This is a genomic window from Sulfitobacter sp. PM12, from assembly GCF_045586035.1.
GTDB classification, from domain to species: domain Bacteria; phylum Pseudomonadota; class Alphaproteobacteria; order Rhodobacterales; family Rhodobacteraceae; genus Sulfitobacter; species Sulfitobacter pontiacus.
In genome coordinates this window covers 345,312-367,591 of record NZ_CP151529.1, presented here as the reverse complement: position 1 = coordinate 367,591, position 22,280 = coordinate 345,312, and the positions used below count along the sequence as shown (strand labels likewise).

Genomic DNA, 22,280 nt, shown 5'->3' with positions numbered 1-22,280 from the left:
ATGCTTTGGTCACTGATTAAGATCGTTGTGTTCGTTGCGGTGATTGCCGCCATCACCTGGGGCGCATCGTTCTTGCTGGAAAGCTCGGGCGGGTTGCAGGTCACCGTGATGGGCACCGAATACAGCTTTGGCCCGCTGCAATCCGTCATCGCCGTGGTCCTGCTGATTGTCGCGGTCTGGATCATGCTCAAGATCTTTGCGCTGCTGGTTGCGGTCTGGCATTTCCTGAACGGCGACGAAACCGCGCTGTCGCGCTATTTTGACCGCAACCGCGAACGCAAGGGCTACGAGGCGCTCTCTGAAGGGCTTATGGCGCTGGCCAGCGGCGAAGGGCGTCTGGCGATGGCCAAGGCTGCAAAGGCGGATAAATACCTTGAACGTCCCGACCTGACCAATCTGCTGATCGCGCAGGCTGCGGAAATGGCGGGCGACCGTCGCAAGGCAGAAGAGACTTATCGCAAACTGGTCACCAACGAACGCACCCGTTTTGTCGGTGTGCGCGGGATCATGAAACAGAAGCTGGCCGAAGGCGACACGGAAACCGCGCTGAAGCTGGCCGAGAAAGCTTTTGCCATCAAACCGAAACATGCCGAAACCGGTGATGTGCTGCTGAAACTACAGGCCGAGAAAGAAGATTGGGCCGGTGCGCGCCAAACGCTGAACACCAAGCTCAAGAACGGCCAGATGCCGCGTGATGTGCATAAACGTCGCGATGCCGTGCTCGCCCTGTCCGAGGCGAAAGACGTCATTGCCGAAGGCAACAGCATCGAAGCCCGCGAGGCCGCGATCGAGGCGAACCGCCTGTCCCCCGATCTGATCCCCGCAGCCGTGATGGCGGCGCATGGTTATATCGATCAGGGCAAACCGAAATATGCGGCCCGCGTGCTGAAAAAAGCGTGGGACGTACAACCGCACCCCGATCTGGCCGGTGCCTTCGCCGCGATCCAGCCGGACGAGACCCCGAAAGAGCGGCTCAAGCGGTTTACCACGCTGACCCGCGTGCAGCCGGACCACCCCGAGACCAAGATGCTGCTGGCAGAGCTGAACATCGCCGCCGAAGATTTCCCGCAAGCGCGCCGGTCCTTGGGGGATCTGGTCGAAACCGACCCGACCGCACGTTCGGTCACCTTGATGGCGGCCATCGAACGGGGCGAGGGGGCCTCTGATACCATCGTCAAAGGCTGGCTGGCACGGGCGCTGACCGTATCGCGCGGCCCTCAGTGGATTTGTGACAACTGCCAACATATCCACGCGAGCTGGAAGCCGATCTGCGAAAACTGCCACAGCTTCGATACGCTGGCGTGGAAAACCCCGCCCCTGTCCGAAGTCGCCATGCCCGGCGGTGTGCAGATGCTGCCGCTGATCGTCGGCGCACTAGAGGATAACTCGGGCGCGGATGCCAAGCCGCCTGTCGCCACCCGCGCCGATATCGAGGATGCAGAGCTGATCGACGACACCCCCGCAGGCGCCGTTGATCCGGTTGAAAAACCAGCCACCCAGCCCGAGAAATAGCGCGGGGCCCAAAGGTGAACGAAAACAAAGGCCGGCACGTATTGTGTCGGCCTTTTTGCGTTGCAGCCTATGTCTAACCTGCCTTTTGGTGTCTTATCGGATGACGGGGCTGCCGCAGGGGCGTATGTCTGTGGCACGACTATTGCAAAGGATATGCCCCATGCCCGCTGATGATTTTGTATTCCCCCCCGCGCCGCAGGCCAGTCTGGCTGTGCAGGGCACCGACGCCCGTTTTCCCATGCGCCGCATCTTCTGTGTGGGCCGCAACTACGAGGCGCACGCCCGCGAGATGGGCAAAGATCCGACGCGTGAGGCTCCGTTCTTTTTCACCAAACCCGCCGATGCGGCGCTGGATACGCCCTGCACGATCCCCTATCCGCCCCAGACAGAGGATCTGCACCACGAGATCGAGCTGGTGATCGCCATCGGCAAAGGCGGGCGCAACATCGCGGAAGCTGACGTGATGGATCACGTCTGGGGGGCTTCGGTCGGGATCGACCTGACCCGCCGTGACCTGCAGGCAGAGGCGAAGAAAGCCGGTCGGCCATGGGATTGGGGCAAGGCCTTTGACAACTCCGCCCCGATTGCCGCGCTGAAACCCATCGCCGATGTCCCGTCTGTGGAACAGGGGCGCATCTGGCTTGCCGTGAACGGTAAGGTGCGGCAGGACGCCGATCTGGCCGATCTGATCTGGTCAGTGCGCGAACATGTGGCGATCTTGTCGCAATCTATGGCGCTGGCCCCGGGGGATATCATCATGACGGGCACACCAGCCGGTGTCGCAGCCCTTGTGGAAGGGGATGTCGTGACCGGCGGCGTTGACGGGATCGCGACGCTTGAGGTGACAATAGGCCCCCGCGCCTGAGCCCCAGCATCGCCCCGCGACAAAAGCGCCCGTTGAAATCACGGGGGCGCCCCCTAGGTTACAAGATGATTCATACATATGGGAAATCGCAATGAAACATATCTATAGCGCTCTACTGGCCACCGTGATCGCGGTTCCGGCCCTGGCAGACAGCCATAGCATGGGTGACGCAGACGCCGGCGAAAAGCAGTTCGGCAAATGCAAAGCCTGCCACATGATCGTGGACGACGCTGGCGAAACCTTCCAGCGGGGCGGCAAGGTCGGTCCGAACCTTTACGGGATCATCGGCAAGCAGGCCGGCACCGTCGAAGACTATCGCTATGGCGATGATCTGGTTGCCGCCGGTGAAGCCGGTCTGGTCTGGGACGAAGCCAATATGGCCGAATACCTGCAGAACCCCACCGATTTCCTGCGCACCACACTGGATGACAAGAAAGCCCGTTCGAAAATGTCGTTCAGAATGCGCAAAGGCGGCGAAGATGTTGCGGCCTATCTCGCGACGTTCTCTCCCGAAGCCGAGGCCGCAGCAGACGCGCCCATGGCTGACGATGCAGAGGCCGAGAAAACCGAATAAGCGGCTCTAACCCGCCTGATTGGCCCGCGTTTCCAGAGGGGAGCGCGGGCCTTTTTATGACCTTAGCTGTTCAGATCAGACCAGCAAGGCAGCAGATCGCCCGCCGCCGGTGTCGCGTGATAGGCTGCCCGCGCAATCGCCCGCGCCAGACACAGTGACGCGGCATGACCGATCAGCGGCAGAATGCTCTCGGCAACCTCATGCGCGCCGGTGCTAAGGCCAAAGACCAGATCACCGTCATAGGGGGTGTGCGCAGGCACCGTAGCCCGCCCGATCCCGTCATGGGCCGCAACGGACATCCGCTGGCATTGCGCCTTTGTGAGGGTCGCATTTGTGGCGACAATCGCGATCGTCGTATTTTCGCGCGGGGACATCGACGCCATCTTGCGGCTTTCCATCGTCATCCCTAGCCCCGTCGCCGGGTCAGGGCCCATGCCGCCGAACTCTGCATCTACCTCGAAGGGGGCGGCGTAGAAGTGACGGTCACCCGGCGTGGTGACAGCACCCACCGGATTGGCCGCGACCAATGCGCCGACCATTGTCCCATCGGGCAGGTGCAGCGACGCGGACCCAAGCCCGCCTTTCACCATCGCGCTCAGCGCGCCGGTGCCCGCACCGATGGTGCCAAGCGTGAAATCTTCAGCCGCGGCGTCATAGGCCGCACGGCCCAACGCGCGGTAGGGGTTCTCTGCCCAGGTCTTGTCACCGCCGTTCAGCAGGTCGAACAGGATCGCCCCCGGCACCAGCGGGATCGTCGCCTCGCCCAGCCGAAACCCGCGCCCCGCCGCGCGCAGCCCGTCCACCACGCCCGAACAGGCATCCAGCCCGTAGGCCGACCCGCCCGACAGCACCAGCGCATCCACCGCGGCGACCGATTTATCGGGGGCGAGCAAATCCGTCTCGCGCGTGCCGGGGGCACCGCCCATCACATGGACAGAGGCGGTAAAGGGGTCATCCGCCAGCAGCACCGTCGTACCGGATTTCAGCGCATCGTCCTGCGCGTTTCCCACCCGAAGGCCGGGCACATCGGTGATCAGGTTTCTGGGTCCGGGTTTCATAGGGCAGGGCCTTTGGTTGGTGCGGGACGCTCCGCGGGGAGTTTATTTGGCAAAATGAAGCAGGGGCATCACAGATCCGGCAAACGGGGCGCGGCGGCGAGGAGTTTTTGCGTGTAAGGGTGTTGCGGGCGATCAAAGACGTCGGCGGTGGCACCTTGTTCAACGATCTGCCCCGATTTCATGACCAGCACCCGGTCCGTGACTGTGCGCACCACCGACAGATCATGGGAGATAAAGAGATAGGTCAGGTCATAGGCGCTGCAAAGCGCGGCCAGCAGATCAAGGATCTGCGCCCGAACCGAGACATCGAGCGCGCTCACCGCCTCGTCGAAGAGGATGAGGTCGGGGCGGATGATCAGGGCGCGGGCGATGGCAATGCGTTGGCGCTGCCCGCCTGAAAATTCGTGGATGTATTTGGTCGCATCGTCCGGCGACAGCCCAACGGCGGTCAGCGCATCGGCGATGGCATCGCTGCGGGCGCGGCCCTTGGGCGGGTCGGGCAGCAGGTGGAACGGTTCGGTGATTAGCCGGTCCACGCGGTGGCGCGGGTTGAAGCTGCCGAAGGGATCCTGAAACACCACCTGCATTTTGCGCCGCACGGCAAGATCGGGTTTGCTGCCGCTATAGACCGCGGTGCCGTCCAGCGTGATATTGCCCGATTGCACCGGTTCCAGACCCAAAAGCGCCCGCGTCAGGGTCGATTTCCCGCAGCCGCTTTCACCCACGAGGCCAAGGCGTTCCCCCCGTTGCAGGGTGAAGGACACGTTATCGACGGCGCGGAACCGACCCGGTTTGCCGAAGAGCGTCTTGCGTGGCAGCACGTAGTCGCGGCTCACGTTTTCCACCTTTAGCAGCGGTTGCGAAGGCGGGGCGGCAGGCAGGGCGACCGCATGGGTCGAGGCGGCAAACAGCATTCGCGTATAGGGGTGGCGCATGGTGTGCAGCAGGGTGTGTGTGTGCCCCTGCTCGACGATCTCTCCCTTGCGCATGACGATGATGCGGTCGGCCATATCGGCGACCACCGCCAAATCATGGGTGATCATCAGCAGCCCCATCCCGTCATCCCGCGCCAGCGATTTCAGCAGATCAAGGATCTGCGCCTGGGTCGTGACATCCAGCGCGGTGGTCGGTTCATCGGCGATCAGCAAGCGCGGCCGCAGCGCAATGGCCATCGCGATCACCACCCGTTGGCGTTGACCGCCCGACAGCTCGTGCGGGTAGCGGGACAGGGGAAAGCGGTCATTTGGCAGGCCGACCCGCTCAAGCGTCTCGGCGGCTTGGCGGGCCGCGGCGTGACGTGACACGGTTTTGTCGTGGATACGGATGGTTTCCGCCACTTGATGGCCGATGGTTTGCACCGGGTTCAGCGCCGTCATCGGTTCCTGAAACACCATGCCGATGTCATTGCCGCGGATCGCGCAAAGCTCGGCTTCAGGCAGGGCCAGCAGGTCTTGATCCCCCAGCATGATATGACCGCGCGCCTGCGTCCCCTTGGGCAGCAGCTGCATCGCCGCCAGCGCGGTCATGGATTTGCCCGACCCGCTTTCGCCGGTGACGGCCACGATCTCTCCGGCGTCGACAGAGAGGGTCACGCCCTGCAGGATATTGAACCGGTGGATCGCCACCGACAGGTTGGTGATGCTAAGCAAGCTCATATCCGGCGCACCCGCAACCGTGGGTCCAGCGCATCGCGCAGCCCGTCGCCCATCAGGTTCAGCCCCAGCACCGTCAGAATGATTGCGAACCCCGGCACCAGCGCCATATGCGGTGCGATGCTGACCATGGTCTGCGCATCTGCCAGCATCCGGCCCCAGGATGGCGTCGGCGGCTGCGCGCCCAGCCCGACATAGGACAGCCCTGCCTCGGCCAGAATGCCGAGGCTGAACTGGATCGTCCCCTGCACGATCAACAGATTGGTCACATTGGGCAGAATATGTTCGACCGAGATCCGCGCCGCCGATTTACCCGCGACCCGTGCGGCGAGGATGAACTCACGCTCCCACAGGCTAAGCGCGGCACCGCGGGTGATGCGCGCAAAGACGGGAATGTTGAAGATGCCGATGGCGATAATCGCGTTCACCGCGCTGGCCCCGAAGATCGCCGTGATCAGGATCGCGATCACCAGCGAGGGGAAGGCAAAGACCAGATCGTTGCCGCGCATGATGATCTCGTCCACCAGCGACCCGCGTTTGGCTGCCGCCCACAGACCAAGCGGCACGCCAAGGCCCATGCCGATACCCACCGCCACCAGCGCCACGGCGATAGAGGTGCGCGCGCCGACCATGATCATGCTCAGGATATCGCGGCCAAAGTGATCGGTGCCCAGCAGATGCGCGCCGCCGACCCCTTGCAGCTTGTTCGGGATATCCATCGCCGTATGGGAAAACGGCGTCCAGACAAAGGACACAAGCGCGGACAGCACAAAGACCGAGGTCAGCAGCGCGCCAAGGATCAGGTTCCGGTTCATGCGCGCGCCCTCAGACGCGGGTCAACCGCCGCATAGGCCAGATCCACAAGGAAGTTCACCACAATGACCGAAAAGACCAGCAGCATGACCACGGATTCCACCACGATCAGATCCCGCGCCGAAATGGATTGAAACACCAGCCGTCCAAGCCCCGGCAGATAGAACACCTGTTCAATGATGATCGACCCCGCCAGCAGGAACGAAAATTGCAGTCCGATGATCGTCAGCACAGGGATCAGCGCATTGCGTAACCCGTGCCGCCACAGCGCTTGTCTTTCGGTCAGCCCTTTGGCGCGGGCGCTGCGCATATAGTCTTCGCCCAAGACATCCAGCAGCGCAGACCGCATGACCCGCGCCAGAATGGCCGCCTGGGGCAGGGCCAGTGCGATGGCGGGCAGGGTCAGGGCGTGCAGCCCCGTCAGCACGCCTTGATCCCAGCCGACAAAACCGCCGGCGGCGAACCAGCGCAGGTTGATGGCGAATATCAGCACAAGGATCATCGCGAACCAGAAGTTGGGCACCGCGACCCCCAGTTGTGTGGCCCCCATCACCCCCATATCACCGGCTTTGCCACGCCGCGCCGCTGCATAGATCCCGGCGGGAAAGGCGATCAACGTGGACAGCCCTAGCGCGTACAGCGCCAGAGGCAGGGACACCCAAAGCCGCGCGGCGATCATCTGAGACACGGGGGTGCGGTAGGTATAGGAGGTGCCGAAATCCCCCTGCAGCAGCCCGCCGACCCAAGCCAGATAGCGCGCCGGTTTCGATGCATCGAGCCCAAGTTCACTGCGCAAAGCAGCAAGCGTTTCAGGTTGCGCATTCATCCCCAGCATAAAAGAGGCCGGGTCACCGGGGGCAACTTCGATAACGGTAAAGATCACCAGCGACGCAACAGCCAGGCTGATACAGAGCGAAAGCAAACGTTTGAGCGTGTACCGGATCATGCGACCGAAGGTAGGCGCGCAAATCAACAGCGTCCAGCGCAGAAAAACCTTTTTAAGGCGAGCGGGTTACCCGTCGCTCTCTTTTTGGTGAACCGATTAGTTTTGGGGCAGGGGAACCAATTCGCGCTGCACGGGGTTGGGTATGCAGAAACGAGAATTTAGGAGCTTAACGATGACCAACACATTTAAGACACTCGCTATTGCCGCCCTTATGGGTACCGTATCCGCACCAGCATTTGCTGCCGCACATGCTGACACCTCGATGACCTGCGCCGAGTTCAACGAACTGTCGAAAGACGATCAGATGATGGTAGCTTCCGCTGCGATCGCAGAGATCGATGATGGTGACAACGGCGGTTCCATGGGCAACTCCGGTCGTGACACAGGTGATACAACCACCACCACTACTGTAACAGCAGGCGAAGCGACCGACGATGAGCCTGAAGAAGGTTCGCTGGAAGGTGACCTGAAAGCTGTGGAAGACACCGGCGGTAACACTGCTGAATCCAACATGACAGCAGAGCCAATGGACGAAGCCGCGATGGAACAGTTCATGGTTGTATGTAACCAGAACCTTGACGCCACCGTAGGTGAGGCCGCTGCAGGTCTGCCAGGCGACAAATAAGACTTAACCCTTTAGGGTTTTGCGGGCGGGTGCAGAAATGCGCCCGCCTTTTTCGTGCGATACAGCCTACGATGCAGTGACTATACCGCGTTTTAGGGTCAGGCGCGGGCTTCTGCCGTTGTCACTGTGTTACGGGTCCGAATGGACTTGCTCGCCTGTTGCCGGGCCAGATCAGCGCTTGCCTGCAGGATCAGGCGCGAGGGGGCCTTACCCTTGCCGCGCGCAGGCAAGCCGTGCTGGTTCAACACCTGTTTCTTTGTCAGGAACACGCGTGCTGTAGGGCCATAGACCTTGGCGACTTCTTCGCGGTTGACGCGCCCTGTGCCCAAGGCGGGCAGTACCTTGGAGAATGCCGCGCGATGCGGTTTGCTCATCTGCGTCAGCGCCATCGGGCCGGGGTAGAAGCTTTCCGACGGGACGTTCTCGGCAAAGATCACCTGATGGTCGTCGAACATCAGGTGCACATAGGTGACCGATTTCTTGCCCTTGGCGATGCGCACGCCTTTGGCCGCGTCGGCAAGATGTTTGGCGCGGGCAAAGCTGTCGCCGCTCTGGCCGACCAAAACACCATGTTGCTGCGAGACCAAGAGATCCCGTTCGGCACCGAAAGTGCCACGTTTGATCAGCACGGGATGCAGATGTGATTCCTTTTGCATTTGTCCGGCATCGTAAGACCGCGTGTTGATCCAGCGGATTTTCTGCGGGCCGTTGTCCATTGTGGTGACAAGATCGCCGACACGCAGGTCTTCGACCAAGACATCCCCGCGCGGGGTGCGGATGGCGGTGCCTTTGCCAAAGCAGACAACGCCGGTGTTGTCATAGGTAAAGTGCTGCGCCTGCACGCCGATGAACTTGAGCGACCCATCCTCGAACTTGGAATTATAGGTGTAATCCGTGGTCTCGAAGTTGGACTGATCCAGAATGCCATTGTCTTCATAGTCAGCGCGCAGATCGAAGATCTTGTCGTAATAGCCGCTTAGATCAATGAAATCATTATTGGTGGTGTCGTTATCATCCAGCGGGCCGGTATTGCCCGCGTTGAAATCGGTGATCGTGTCGTGACCGCCGGAGTAGACGAATACGTCATCGCCGTCGCCGCCTGTCAGCTGGTCATCGTCCTGACCGCCGTCCAGCGTATCATTGCCGTCGCCCCCGATCAGGGTATCGCGGCCAGCGTCGCCATGCAGATTGTCATTGCCACCGCCGCCGTCGATTGAATCATCGCCGTCGCCGCCGGACAAGCTGTTGTCCTGTGTCCCGCGCGCGGTGATGGTGTTGTCTTTGCTGTCGCCCTTGACCGACGCGGCAGAGTTCTCGAGCGCGACGTTTTCAAAGTTCAGCAGATCGCCACGGTCGCTCCCTGCGTGGTCCAGCCGGCTGGCGGCAAGATCGACGGTGTGGTCAGCCCCCAGCCCGCTGCCTGCGACATAGGTATCGATGCCACCGCCCGCGTCGATGACGGAGTTCGCGTCGTCCGCTGTGGTGCCCGCCTCGCGAATGATCCGGTCGTCGCCCGTCCCGGCGTCGATGTCATAGGCACCATCACCAACCTTGATCGTGTCATCGCCTGCACCGGTATCAACCGCGACACCGCCAATGCTGGCATCCACATAATCCGATGAATTGGTCAGAACCAGCTTTTCAATCTCGGTGAAGGAAACGCTGTTGGGGCCTTCGGTCGCGGTGCCCGCCTCTGCGCCGGTATAGGTGACAGAGACACCTTTGCTCAGCGCGTCGAAGGTGACGACATCATAGTCCTTGCCGCCTTCGCCACCGGCGATTTTATCGGTGCCGAAATCATCTTCCATGACAAACAGATCGGCGTCATCCCCGCCCGACATGGCATCATTGCCGGTGCCGCCCGCGATCGTATCGTGGCCCGTGCCACCCTCGATCCGGTCGTCACCACTGCCGCCGGACAGGCTGTCATTGTCCGCGCCACCGGAAAGGCTGTCATTCCCGCCGTCGCCATAGATCGTGTCGCTGCCAGCCCCACCGTCCAGCGTATCATTGCCCGCATCGGTCGCGCTGATGGTCGACATCTTGAGGTCGCCAACACGGATCGCGTGGCCGGTATCATCGGGGTCGTGGTTGTTATACTCGATCTCGATCCGCGAAACGGGGCCCGCGATATCGACCTGCAGGAAACCCGTCTTGGCATTGGTCGTGCCCCGCCCCGCATCCGTGCTGATGGCACGGCCGGTTTCGTCGTTCACGTCCAGCGTATCGCTATTGCCCGCCGTCAGATTAACAGGGATAAGATTGCCGTCGGCGTCATAGGCCCGCACGATGACTTCATCCACGAAGCCATAGGCCTGATCGATGTCGAAAATACCGAAGGTGACATTGCTCACCTCGTCCGACACGCCGCTGTCCAGCGACGAGAAGTCGATGCTCATCTTCGCGGTATTCGGGTCCGACCCCTCCGCACCGCCAAGGATACGGATCGACGAACTGTCGCTTAGTTCGTTGTAGTCATACAGCGGGTCGTTCCGCTCCATCGTGGCAGAGCGGAAGTTCTCCCCCTGATCCACGGACATCGTGACCTGGATATTGCCGGACGAGGTGACCCCGGTGATGCCACCCGTGACGCTAACGCCGTCCTCGATGTTCTGGTTGGCCCAGGAAAACGTGGTTTCTTCGGTGGTGTCGGCGTCGCCGTGGAGGCGGTCGTCGCCGTCATTGCCTGCGATATAGTCATTTCCCGCGCCGCCCAAAATCGTGTCATCGCCCGACCCGGCCGAGATTTTGTCGTTGCCCGCGCCCAGCTTTACCGCGTTGCCGCTGTTGTCCACCTCGTCCGCTTGCGCGTCCGTCGATCCCACACGCATGGAATCATCGCCCGACGTCCCATCAACGGTGCCATCCGGCGCAACATAGTCGGCATCGACGCGGCTGGCGTACATCATCGACTCGTTTGATGAGACAGTGTTGAACGTGATGGAGTCGATGGGCCCCGCCTCAAGCGCGGATTGGTAATCGGAGGAGCTGGCAGCCGGCGCAAGAAACAGGTCGCCGTTGGTAGATTGGAAGACAATCGCCGTCACGGTCGCCTGGGAACCGTCGGCGTAGGTCAGCGTCGCGGCATAGGACGCGATGGCGTCAAAGTTCTGGCTGTTGCCATCGTCGATGCGGAAGGTATCAGACCCGTTTTCCCCACTGTTATCAGTAGAGTATGTGCCACGTGCAGTATTTCCATACCCCCGCGCCCCCGGAGAGAAGGATTTGATGTTGTTGTAAAGCGGGCTGTTGGCACCCCCAAAGGTTTCCCCCTCCAGCGAGCTTGCGTTTTCGCTGATCTGGTTTCCCTCGGTCGTATCGATACGACCGACATTCCCAAGGTAGAAAACGTTAAATCTGGTTGCCATTGTTACAGCCCTCAACATCTTTGAACCGGTGACAGGCCTGTGGCCCGCGTCCTGTGTATTGTTGTGGGTACGGGGACAATGTGGCGTCACTTTGACCGGAAACAAAAACAATGTGGCCATGTTTCTATGCTTTTGATCGAAACAATACACAGTCTGGTAAGGATCAAGGCCAAGCGCACAGCGCGGAAACGCGGGGGCAGGGCGTATGCGCTGCGATGTGATCAAATGGTCTAAAATGCCGGGTATTTAGAGGTGTGACCGAAGTGCACGGTAAAAGCGGCGTGAACTTGCAGCGGCCATAGAGGGGGCTTGCTGAAGGTTGACCGCAGAGGTTTTGCGCTATCAGACTGAAAATAAGCGAGTTTATCTGTCTCTTCCCCCCTTGGGGCTGACCTCTGTCTTGGTTTAAACCCATCGGGCAACAGGGCGCCCCTGACCCTGTACCGCGCCGCCATGCAGAATCCGCGCCTCAATTCCGCCGCACGAATGCCGCCGCAGCGCCTCAAGCCTCTGTCGAAGGTGAATGCACCCCCAGCATCCCCGCCGGGTTCATCAACCAAAGGAGCTTTCCGTGCCACATCATGCCCCCCCTGAGCCCAAGACCGGCCTTTGGCACATTACCGGTGCTGCGATGGCCGCGATGTTCTGCTTGTTTGCGCTGCTTGGGGGATGGGCCGCGACAACACAGATTTCGGGGGCGGTGATCGCGACGGGGCAGATCGATGTGGCGGGCAAGCCCAAGGTAATCCAGACGGTGGATGGCGGCGTATTGGCAGAGTTGCCGGTCAAGAACGGGGATATCGTCAAGGCGGGGCAGGTCTTGGTGCGGTTTGATGCCACGATCTTGCAGATTGACCTGCGCATGGCGCGCGCCCGTCTGGCCGAGGCAGCGGGCCTGCGCGCCCGTCTGGAGGCAGAGCGTGACGAAAGCCCCGCCCCCCGTTTCGATGCCATTGATCTGCCAGCAAAAATCGGCGCGCTGGATATGACGCAAGCGCAGGCAGGGCAGGCCGCGATATTCGAGGCGCGGGCCCGGATGCGCGCGGGGATGCGCGCCCGTATGGCCAGTGATCTGGCCGATGTCGAAACCCAGGCCACGGGCCTCAACGGCCAAATCTCTGCGCTGGAACAACAGCTTGCCATCCTCACGACAGAGCTGCGCAGCCTCACGCGCTTGGTTGAAAAGGGGCTGGCCCCGCAGGTCCGTTTGTCGCAACTACAGTCCACGCGGGCCGGTTTGCACGGTGACCTTGCCGCGCGGCGGGCGGATTTGGCGCGGTTGATCCACCAACGTTGGACGCTCAAGCTGGAAAGCCTGCAAGCCGATCGCCGGTTTCAGGAACAGGTCGCGCTGCAACTGCGCGAGGTCACTGCCGAAGTTCAGGAACTGACCCTGTCGATCCTCACCCGCCAAGCGCAGCTTGACCGTATTGCCATTCGGGCTCCCGTCGACGGGATGGTGCATGAACTGCGCGCCACGACCGTTGGCGCGGTTGTCGGGGCGGGTGCGACCTTGATGGATATCGTGCCGCAGCAGTCAAAGTTCGAATTCGAGGTGCAGGTCGATCCGCGCTCGATCAATCTGGTACGCTATGATCAGCCCGCCACCCTCGTGCTCACCGCCTTTGACCCGCATACGACCCCGCAACTGACCGGCAGCGTTTACAGCATCTCTCCTCAGGTGGTGGTGGACCCGCGCAATGGCGACAGCTTTTATCGGGTCATTCTGGATATCCCCCGTACCGAGCTGGACCGTCTGCCAGCCTCCGTCCGTTTGGTCCCCGGTATGCCGATAGAGGCGTTTTTGAAGACCAAGGACAGAACCGTGTTGAGTTATCTGGCAGAGCCTATCAGCAGCCAGCTGCGCCGGGGGTTCCGCGGCTCCTGAGACCTCGACGTTAGCGAAATCTTTACCATCTTCCCGTCTTAAGAGGGGATGAACACACCGTCCGCCCCGCCCGGCATCACTGTCGTGATCCCCCATCTCAACCAACACAACGCCCTTGCGCGTTGTCTTGCCGCGCTGGACGCCGGAACGCGGAAGCCGGTCGAGGTGATCGTCGTCGACAATGGCTCCGCCCGTTCACCGCAAGGAGTTGTTAACGATTACCCATGGGTATCCCTGATCCACCAGCCGATCCCCGGCCCCGCACGTAACCTTGGCGCGGCGCAGGCACGGGGCGATGTGCTTGCCTTTCTGGACGCCGATTGCCTGCCCGACGCGCATTGGCTGGCGCATATTGCCGCGCATATGGCGCGCGATCCCCATACGATCCTTGGCGGTGATGTCCGTATCGAACGTAAAGGGCGCAGGCTGGACCCCGCGACCGCATATCAAGCGATTTTTGCTTATCGGATGGACCGCTACATCGCGCAGCAGGGGTTCACGGGGACGGGCAATCTGATCGTGCATCGCAAGGTGTTCGACGCGGTCGGCCCTTTCAAGGGCCTCCACCATGCCGAGGACCGCGACTGGGGCCAGCGCGCCACCTTTGCCGGATATCGCATAGGCTTTGCCGCCGATCTGGTTGTCTATCACCCGCCGCATACGGCGACGGGCCTGCGGCTGAAATGGGACAGGCAGCTTGCCCATGACTGGACGCGATGTACCGGCCTTGGCGGCCGGATCCGGTGGGCGATAAAGGCGCTGCTGCTCGTTCCGTCTCCGCTTTGCGCTGTGGCAGAGGTCGCGACCAGCCCCCGCATCAAGGGCGCGCGCAACCGTCTGATGGCGTTGATCGGGCTGACGTCTATCCGGCTTTACCGCGCGCAACGGATGCTGTCGCTGCTGCGGGGCCATGACCCCGAACGGCTTTTGCACCGGTGGAACCGCATTGACCTGCCCTGACATCAGATGCGCGACAGGGGGTGGCCCGTGATCCGGTCCTTTGGCTTTCTGCTGTCCGGCAACGCCTGCGCCGCCGCGATCTTGCTGCTGCGCATGGTGGTGGTGTCGCGTCTGATCAGCCTCGAAGATTTCGGGATCGGCACAAGCCTCGTGCTCGCACTTGCTATGATAGAGATGCTGACCGCACTTGGCTTTCAACAACAGATCGTCAATGCGCCCAAGGGGGATGACGCGGATTTCCATAGCGCGCTGCATGGTGTGGCGCTGATACGTGGCATGATAGGGGCGGCGGCGCTGTTCCTTCTCGCGCCGCTTCTGGCGCGTGCCTTTGGGGTGTTGCAGCTGACATGGGCGTTTCAGCTGATCTCTGTGGTGCCGCTGATACAGGGGGCGATGCATCTGGACGTCTATCGCCAGACCCGCCACCACAAACATCGCGCCGCAATATGGATCGCGCTGCTGCCGCCGCTGGGGTCGTTGGCCGCGCTGCTGCCCCTATCGCGGATGTTCGATGACTTCCGCATCATGCTTTTTGCCGTGTTGGTGCATATGGCGCTGGGCACGCTCATGTCTCACGCAGTTGCGAAACGCCCTTATCGACTGCGGTTTGATCGGACCATTATGGTCCAAAGCATGCGGTTCGGCTGGCCCCTCATGGCAAGCGGCGCGGTGATGTTTCTGGTGTTCAATGGCGAACGCGCCATTGTCGGGCGTCTTCTGGGGCTAGAGGCGCTGGCCCTGTTTTCCATGGCCGTCTCGCTAACACTGACCCCGTCGCTGGTCCTGATGCGTAGCACGATGAGCCTGTTTCTGCCCCGCCTTTCAGCTAGCGCCGCGCGCCCGGAATTTCGGGCCCAAGCGATCATCACGATCCAAAGCCATATTGTGCTGGCTGCGGGAATGGTCATGGCAGTCAACCTGCTTGGCGGTTCCTTCGTGCTCCATGTGCTGGGCGATAAATACCGCGCTGTGCTGCCCCTGCTGACGCTCTTGACGGCGGTTCAGGCGTTGCGGGTGGCCAAAGGCGGGTGTGCGATTGTCGCGCTGGGCGAAGGGTATCGCAAGACCGAGCTTTTGACGGACCTGTTGCGTATCACGTTCCTACCCCTCGCGGCATGGAGCGTTATGCAAGGCGCAAGCCTGCCCCATGTGGTGCATATCGCAGGACTGGGCGAAGCCGCGGGGCTGATGATTGCGCTGCTCTGGATGCACCGCGTGCAACAGGTGCCGCTACGGCCATTGGCCCCGCCACTGATCGGTATGGTCGCGGTATTGGCTTGGGCGGTTTTCACGCAGGACCAGCCGACGGGATTTCGGGCCGCAGGCTTCGGTCTGTTGCTGGCCGGTCTGGCGATGGTGCTGCCTGATGTCTGCAGAATTACTTTCACAAAAGGAGCACCCGATGGGATGGATCCCAAGGCGATACAGCACCGTTAAGAAGACTTTGACCGCACAAGAGATATGCCGCGGCCAAAGCAACGGCAGCCGTGCACCATGAAGAGACGCGCAAAGCCGCCCCGCCTGTCCGAGCTTGCCATCGGGCGGGACAACCACTTTAACCTCATTCGCTTTCTCGCGGCGGTGGCTGTGCTTGTCTCTCACGCGTGGCCGCTCGCGCTTGGGCGCGGCACGGTTGAGCCTTTGAAAACAGCGTTTGGCTATTCGCTGGGGGAGCTGGCGGTTTTCGTTTTCTTTGGCCTGTCCGGCTTTTTCATCGCGGGCAGCTACGACCGGCAGGGGTCTGCCTTGTCCTTTGTCACGGCGCGGGCCGCGCGTCTGCTGCCGGGGTTGGCCGTGTCGATCTTGATCGTGGCGCTGGTCATGGGGCCGCTGGTCAGCCGTTTAGACGCGGGTACGTACCTGTCGCATCCCGATACGGCGCGGTTTATCGTGCAAAATATACTCTTGTTTAAACCACAATATACCTTGCCGGGCGTGTTCACCACGAATCCCTATCCCATCGTAGAGGGGTCGATTTGGACGCTCGCGCATGAGGTCGCCTGCTATGCGCTTATCCTGTTCGTCGGCCTTGTCGGGGCCCTGTCCCGCCGGCGGGTGATGGCGGTGCTGTTGGCGCTATACCTGATTGCGTGGGTAGTCGCGCCGTATCTCGGCGATCTCATTCATCCGCGCCTACAGCAAACGCGGCTGCTGTCCTTGCCCTTTGTTTTCGGGGCGTCCTGCTGGATCTGGCGCGATTATATCCCCTTGCGGTGGCCCTTCGTCGTTGGGTTGATCGTCCTGACATGGGCCGTGCACGCTACGGTTTTCGCTTTTCCAATGCTTGCACTGGCTGTGACCTACACCAGCCTCTGGGCGGGGTATTGCAAGCTAGACCCCTTGCTGATGTTCAATAGGGTCGGAGATTATTCATACGGAATATATATTTACGCGATGCCGCTGCAGGGGCTGGTGGTTTGGGTGTGGGGGGACATGACGCCAGCGCTGAACATCGCGCTGGCCTTGCCGTTGACGTTGCTTTGCGCGGTATTGTCCTGGCACTGGATTGAAAGACCCGCGCTGACCTTCGTGCGAGAGGGTTTTCTGCGCGGGTCCTTGATCAAGCGGAGGATAGCACCGCGCCGATAAAGCCGCTATCGCCCAATGTATTTCCCACAAGGTCGGTCCCATAGGGGGCCTGCGCGGGTGATATTTTGGGCAGATCGGACAGTGCGTCGGGGCGGTAGTCACCGCTGCCCGTGTTGCTGCCGGTGTGAGAGCGGTCGTCGACCCAAGGCGAGGCGATATGTGAAACCTCACCGATCGACGGCAGTTCCCCCAGCCACGAGGACGGGCCATAGCCGCGTTCATTACTTGACCCTGCGATTGCGACATTATGCGACCATCCAACCTTGTACCGCGCTGGCCAGTTGCCGGTAAGGGAGGTTTCGCCGGAAAATACATCGCTTTTGATATTGATGCGGTGGAACAGATTGTTCCGAAAAGAGCCCGACTTCGCCACGTTCTCGGTGCCGTCCAGATACAGCAAATTCGCGCGTTCCCCCGCGATGGTATTGTTGTGCACAACGATGTTTTGGGCTGCATTTGTGTCGCTGTCAGCGTTCAATCGCAGCGCCGCATTTGTAGAGCTCCCCCAGCTTTCGACGATGTTCCCTACAAAAGCAAAGCCCCGCGCGCCGATCTCGGCGCTTACGGAAACGATTGCATTGGTCGCGCTGCCATTGCTGAATGTGTTCCACCCTAAAAACGTGCCGGTCATGGCAGGCCGGTTGCCAATCGGTGCCCGGAGGGTGAATTCGTCAAGTCCCGAACAGCCGAGCGCCTGATAGGTAATTGTTCCGGCACAGCTTTCGCAGCCGATCGCAGTGACCATGATTGCTTCCGTCGAAAAGGAATTGCCTTGGCGTGGATCTTCGTTGGGCACGACGGAGCAGTTGATTTGTACAAAGCGCCCCACCCGGTAAATCCAAGCGCCGTAGCTGCCGAATCCGTTGGCGTCCCAAAGACAGTTCTTTGTTATCAGAAGATTGCCTGCCGACTCCGCACCACTGTCCAGAAACACCGTGTTCGCCCCGCCTTTCTGCAAAGTGACATCACAAATCTTGAGGTGCGTTGGTATGCCGTTGAACCGATTGACCCCACCGTCGGTTAAGATCGTGGTATCCCGTTTGGACGGGTCTTCAGCCCTGATACACAAGGGCAGCTGTGCCGAGCGACCGGCAGCCTTGAAAGGCGTTAGGATATGCGCCCCCTCTGCCAGTAAAATCGTGCCACCCCCTGCATCATCCACCCGCCCAATATGCGCGGCATTGAATTCCTTGATCGCGTCGGCCGCGGCCGCGATTGTCGCGAATGGGGCGGCAATGGCATCTGCGCGCGCAGACGCAGCCAGACCCGTCGCATCGTCGCCCGTGGTTCCATCGACTTGGGTATAACATGCCCCATACCGGCCGCTCGTGTCGTTCAGCATCCGAAGCGTCGTCAGGTTGGGGGACGGATATTCATCGGCGTCGGCACTGATGGAAAAGGCTTCCCCCACCCATGGGTAGATGGTGGCATCTACAGTCAATAAATCCCCCTGGGCCAAGCCTGATAGATCAACCGTCGCTGCATAATGCGGAACATGGAGCCCCGACGCCTCAAATCCAAGGCTGCTTTGCGACGACACAAGCTGCGATGCTTCGTTGCCAAGCGTATCGCGGACGATGAACCGCACCGCCGCGACGGGTTGCCCCTGTTGGGCATATGCGTGGGCAACTGCCAGCCTTAGTATATGTGCATCATCTTCTACCCTCTCACGGTCATGGTTTAACCACATCGCAATAGGCCGGGGCGCTGGCCTTGTGCTGTGATTGATTGCACCGTTGATAGTATCGCCCGCGTAAACAAAGTCTGAACACGCGACGGTCTTGTCAGTAAAATTTGAATGATCTGGGTAGGGCTGCCTGACACGGCTGGTGAGTTGCACAACCGAAGCCCTGCTGACAGCCGTCGCCGCCGTATCAAAACCGCGCCGGTTCACGGTCACATTCCGCGCCTCGGAAGTGGTGGAAAACGACGGTATATCTCGGTGCTCGGCCCGCCAACCATCTGCAAGAATTTCCGTGACGGGCGAAATCTTTAGCGGCAGCGCCCCCGCCATCGTTTGCCCCAGTTTCATGCCCAGCCCGAGTGTCATCTGCATAGTCCATACCTTGCGATCAGAATTCGTAGGCATCGATACATATCAACCTCGCTGAACCGTTGCATTCGCAGGGAAAGAGGCGGAGGGCGGGTTAATCTTCACGCAATATTAAATGTTCAGCCCAATGGTGGTCGTACCGCCGATTCCTCTTACGAAAGGACAGATATGATTTGGACGTGAACCATATATACGCGACGGACCAGCACCGCTCTCTCAAGCGCATACGGCTATACCATCAACGGCCCGTATCACGGGTTGTGCTCGTGTATTTCGGGCTCCTGCTGGTGCCCGTCGGCTTCAATTTAGGGTCGGTCTATATGACCGGGACCAAGGCGCTATTAGCAGTGCTGATTATTCCGCTAAGTCTCCGCCTGTTTTGCGGCCACTACGGGCGTGTTTTGTTGACAGACGTTCTGTTCTTTATGCATTTTCTATGGGTTTCGCTGGCCTTAGCGGTCAACAACCCGGTGGAAGCCACCCAGAATGCAGGCTCAATCGGGGTCGAGTTTCTAGGCGGGTATTTGATCGGGCGCGCCTTTATCCGAGACAGACACAGCTTTGCCGCAGTGGTTAAGATCCTCACAGGACTGATCGTGCTATGCTTCCCTCTGGCTTTGATAGAGTCGCAAAGCGGGACATCTGTTCCCATTGAATTGTGGAAGATGACCGGGCTTACGACCCCGGTGGATCTGGCGATTGATCGCCGCATGGGACTGGAGCGGGTGCAACTTTCGTTCGAGCATCCAATTCACTGGGGCTTGTTTTGTACAATCGCGACGTCCCTGTACTTTATTGGGCTGGCGGGACGGCACAGCTTGGGTTTGCGGTCCGTGGTTATGACGGTGATTTGCGCCAGCTGCTTTCTATCGCTGTCCAGCGGCGCGCTGATGGCGGCAGTCGTGCAGATAGGGCTGATTTTCTGGAGCTACCTATGTCGCAGGATCGGGCGACGATGGCTAATCCTCTCAACCTGTTTTGTTATTTTTTACGTCGTGATTGATCTCCTTTCCAATCGAACCCCGATCCAGGTTTTCATGAGCTATGCGACATTTTCTGCCGAAAGCGCCTATTGGCGGTCCGCTATTTTCCAATGGGGCATGACCAATGTCTGGAGCGCGCCTGTATTTGGACTTGGGCTAAACGATTGGCTCAGGCCGGTTTGGATGCACACCTCGAGTATCGATAATTTTTGGCTATTTATCGCGATGCGTTTCGGATTGCCGGCGTTTACTTTTTTGACAGTCGGCTATGGCTATGCGCTTTGGCGTGTTGGGCGCAAAGATTTCACCATGGATCGGACCCTAGCGGCGCTACGGCTAAGCTGGATACTCTGCTTTACTGGGCTCACCCTCACGCTGTCGACGGTGCACATTTGGGGCAGCATCTATGGCTTCGTATTCTTCATATTTGGGGCAGGACTGTGGATGTTGGATGCGAAGCCGCGATCCCCGCGGAATGAAACTACAATTTGAAATATTGATCCTTTTCGGGTTTGCCAATTTTTCCACTTTGTAAAGGAAATCACCCTACCACAGTAGTCAGGCCGCACGGGGATGTCGGCCATGACGACTGATTGGTTTGGGGGAAGTGCAACGTGCAGACGCACAACATCTATGCCGCCGCGTTGCGATCACAGCTTGGGGGGATTGTGCTGCTTTTTTTGGTCAGTGGGTTGATCAACATCCTGCTGCTCACAGGATCGATTTACATGATCCAGATATATGACCGCGTTTTGCCTAGTGGGTCAGTGGTCACGCTGATGGGTCTCTTCGGGATTGTGCTGCTTCTCTATTGTTTCTTCGGGCTTTTTGACCTGATCCGGCAACGGCTTTTGGCCCGTCTTTCGGTGCGTTTGGACCTAGCGCTTGGGTCTGAGTGTTTCGCGGCTTGGATCAGCAATGATGAAAAGAACAACGTACCGGCAAGCGCACAAGAGCCCCTGCAACAACTGGGGGACATTAGACGGCTGCTGTCTAGTGCCGCATTCGTAAGTGTCTGTGATATGCCGTTCGTGCCGATCTTTTTGCTGGCCCTTTACATCATTCACCCTTGGTTGGGGGCGATGGTTCTGGGCGGCGTGGCGTTGGCTTGTGCCGTGATGGCAATGGGCCGCTATTTGACGCGCAACACGATCAGCATCTCTGCAAATCAGGATCTTACCCTCGCTGATATGTCCTATCACAGTCGCCGTCTGGCGGAGCCGCTGCGCGCCATGCGTATGCAAGTTGATCTTGCCACATATTGGCGTGGGCTTCAGCGCAGCAGTCTGGCGTGGCACCAGCGCCTGCATGCCCCGCCGGATGCGCTGGCATCATTCAGCAAATCGTTCCGCCTGATGTTGCAATCCTCGATCCTGACAGTTGGGGCCATATTGGTCATTCAGGGCCAAATCTCGGCGGGGATGATTATGGCCGCTTCGATCTTGGCGGGGCGCGTTCTGGCCCCTATCGACCAGATGATCAGCGGCTGGCAGGGGATTGCATGCGGTTGGTCCGCGCACCGCCACCTGCACCGACATTTTTCACAGACCGTCCCGGTGCCCGAGGGGGTTGCATTGCCTGAACCAAAGGGCCGGATTTCTTTCACCGCCGTTTCCCTCGGGATCGAGGGAAGGGCGGAGAACGGGCTGAAGGATGTCTCTTTTGACCTGTCACCGGGGGATGGGCTGTGCGTGCTTGGCGGGCCAAATGCGGGCAAAAGCATACTGGCAAAACTGGCTGTTGGCGTTGCGGCTCCTACAACCGGTGAGGTTCGGTTTGATGCCGTTAATCTGGCCCGATGGCCTTCCGCGAAGATTGGCCCTGCGATCGGCTATTTGCCCGATACCATTGATCTTCTACCCGCGACGATTTTCGACAACATTTCCAGATTTCGCCCCGATACCACGGATGCGAAGGTGATCGCCGCTGCAAAGCTGGCCCGTGTTCACCACGCCATTATGGCTCTTCCGGATGGGTATATGAGTGTTGTGAGCGGGGGTGGGGGATCCTCGTTAACCCAAGGGCAGATACAGCAGATCGGGCTGGCGCGGGCGTTGGTCTGCAATCCGGCGCTGGTTGTGATGGATGATCCGCTGCGGTCGCTTTTCAGCTGTCCCGATGCTGAACAGATCGTGGCAGAGGTCGCACGCCATATGCGTGATCGGGGTAGCACGGTGGTGATCACGGCGCGCCAGCCCTGTGCAATTTCGGCGTTGAACAAAGTGCTAGTATTGTCCGAGGGGCGGATAAGGCAGTTCGGCTTGACCCGTGATATCTTCGGGCGCGCTTTCCCTACGCGGGTGGCGGCGAAGGTTCAGACGCTGCCGATCTCGGGCAATGGCACAACACGGGCAAGCGGGGGGTAACCTTATGGAATAGAAAAATGGTATAAAA

16 protein-coding genes are annotated in these 22,280 nt (G+C 60.1%); 10 read left to right on the top strand and 6 right to left on the bottom strand.

Annotated elements, in window-relative coordinates:
* The 3 genes from AADW22_RS01690 (at window position 1) to AADW22_RS01680 (ending at window position 2,951) form a co-directional block, all read left to right on the top strand.
* The gene (locus AADW22_RS01690) at window positions 1-1,512 is read left to right on the top strand and encodes a heme biosynthesis protein HemY (protein ID WP_407474118.1); all 1,512 of its coding nucleotides are present in this window, start codon (window positions 1-3) and stop codon (window positions 1,510-1,512) included.
* A 160-nt stretch (window positions 1,513-1,672) separates the two neighbouring features.
* The gene (locus AADW22_RS01685; RefSeq protein ID WP_037965638.1) at window positions 1,673-2,377 is read left to right on the top strand and encodes a fumarylacetoacetate hydrolase family protein; all 705 of its coding nucleotides are present in this window, start codon (window positions 1,673-1,675) and stop codon (window positions 2,375-2,377) included.
* A 91-nt stretch (window positions 2,378-2,468) separates the two neighbouring features.
* Complete coding sequence (locus AADW22_RS01680; protein WP_243250918.1) at window positions 2,469-2,951, top strand: cytochrome c family protein; 483 nt, start codon at window positions 2,469-2,471, stop codon at window positions 2,949-2,951.
* Between the two features lie 62 nt (window positions 2,952-3,013).
* On the opposite strand, the gene AADW22_RS01675 is transcribed toward AADW22_RS01680, so the two are convergent.
* The 4 genes from AADW22_RS01675 to AADW22_RS01660 all read right to left on the bottom strand — a co-directional run bounded on the left by AADW22_RS01675 (window position 3,014) and on the right by AADW22_RS01660 (window position 7,420).
* Entirely contained in the window at window positions 3,014-4,009 is a 996-nt protein-coding gene (locus AADW22_RS01675) for a P1 family peptidase (protein ID WP_407474117.1), read from the bottom strand.
* Window positions 4,010-4,077: 68 nt separating this feature from the next.
* Window positions 4,078-5,664, bottom strand: a complete 1,587-nt coding sequence (locus AADW22_RS01670) for an ABC transporter ATP-binding protein (protein WP_407474116.1) — start codon at window positions 5,662-5,664, stop codon at window positions 4,078-4,080.
* Window positions 5,661-6,476 (bottom strand): ABC transporter permease, encoded by an 816-nt coding sequence (locus AADW22_RS01665; RefSeq protein ID WP_180828478.1) that lies wholly within the window; start codon window positions 6,474-6,476, stop codon window positions 5,661-5,663. The genes AADW22_RS01670 and AADW22_RS01665 overlap by 4 nt, the downstream gene beginning before the upstream one ends.
* Window positions 6,473-7,420 carry an ABC transporter permease gene (locus AADW22_RS01660; protein WP_132997621.1) on the bottom strand — a complete coding sequence of 316 codons (948 nt, stop codon included), beginning with the start codon at window positions 7,418-7,420 and terminating at the stop codon, window positions 6,473-6,475. The genes AADW22_RS01665 and AADW22_RS01660 overlap by 4 nt, the downstream gene beginning before the upstream one ends.
* A gap of 172 nt (window positions 7,421-7,592) precedes the next feature.
* On the opposite strand from AADW22_RS01660, the gene AADW22_RS01655 reads away from it, so the two are divergent.
* Complete coding sequence (locus AADW22_RS01655; protein WP_082896120.1) at window positions 7,593-8,045, top strand: hypothetical protein; 453 nt, start codon at window positions 7,593-7,595, stop codon at window positions 8,043-8,045.
* 98 nt (window positions 8,046-8,143) lie between these two features.
* On the opposite strand, the gene AADW22_RS01650 is transcribed toward AADW22_RS01655, so the two are convergent.
* Window positions 8,144-11,413: a Hint domain-containing protein gene (locus tag AADW22_RS01650; protein ID WP_407474115.1), complete on the bottom strand. Its 3,270-nt coding sequence runs from the start codon at window positions 11,411-11,413 to the stop codon at window positions 8,144-8,146.
* Between the two features lie 571 nt (window positions 11,414-11,984).
* Here AADW22_RS01650 and AADW22_RS01645 point away from each other — a divergent pair.
* The 4 genes from AADW22_RS01645 to AADW22_RS01630 are packed head-to-tail and all read left to right on the top strand — an operon-like array spanning window position 11,985 to window position 16,850.
* Window positions 11,985-13,301: an HlyD family type I secretion periplasmic adaptor subunit gene (locus AADW22_RS01645; RefSeq protein WP_407474114.1), complete on the top strand. Its 1,317-nt coding sequence runs from the start codon at window positions 11,985-11,987 to the stop codon at window positions 13,299-13,301.
* Window positions 13,302-13,349: 48 nt separating this feature from the next.
* Window positions 13,350-14,261, top strand: coding sequence for a glycosyltransferase family 2 protein (locus AADW22_RS01640; RefSeq protein ID WP_407474113.1), 912 nt, complete (start codon window positions 13,350-13,352; stop codon window positions 14,259-14,261).
* Window positions 14,262-14,288: 27 nt separating this feature from the next.
* Window positions 14,289-15,698 carry an oligosaccharide flippase family protein gene (locus tag AADW22_RS01635; RefSeq protein WP_407474112.1) on the top strand — a complete coding sequence of 470 codons (1,410 nt, stop codon included), beginning with the start codon at window positions 14,289-14,291 and terminating at the stop codon, window positions 15,696-15,698.
* A 57-nt stretch (window positions 15,699-15,755) separates the two neighbouring features.
* The gene (locus AADW22_RS01630; protein ID WP_407474111.1) at window positions 15,756-16,850 is read left to right on the top strand and encodes an acyltransferase family protein; all 1,095 of its coding nucleotides are present in this window, start codon (window positions 15,756-15,758) and stop codon (window positions 16,848-16,850) included.
* On the opposite strand, the gene AADW22_RS01625 is transcribed toward AADW22_RS01630, so the two are convergent.
* Window positions 16,822-18,906 (bottom strand): hypothetical protein, encoded by a 2,085-nt coding sequence (locus AADW22_RS01625; RefSeq protein WP_407474110.1) that lies wholly within the window; start codon window positions 18,904-18,906, stop codon window positions 16,822-16,824. The two genes, AADW22_RS01630 and AADW22_RS01625, sit on opposite strands and share 29 nt — an antisense overlap.
* A gap of 263 nt (window positions 18,907-19,169) precedes the next feature.
* Here AADW22_RS01625 and AADW22_RS01620 point away from each other — a divergent pair, with 263 nt between their 5' ends.
* A complete protein-coding gene (locus AADW22_RS01620) occupies window positions 19,170-20,378 on the top strand; it encodes an O-antigen ligase family protein (protein ID WP_407474109.1) in 1,209 nt (402 codons plus the stop codon).
* Between the two features lie 122 nt (window positions 20,379-20,500).
* Complete coding sequence (locus AADW22_RS01615) at window positions 20,501-22,252, top strand: type I secretion system permease/ATPase (RefSeq protein WP_407474108.1); 1,752 nt, start codon at window positions 20,501-20,503, stop codon at window positions 22,250-22,252.
* The last annotated feature ends 28 nt before the right edge of the window (window positions 22,253-22,280 follow it).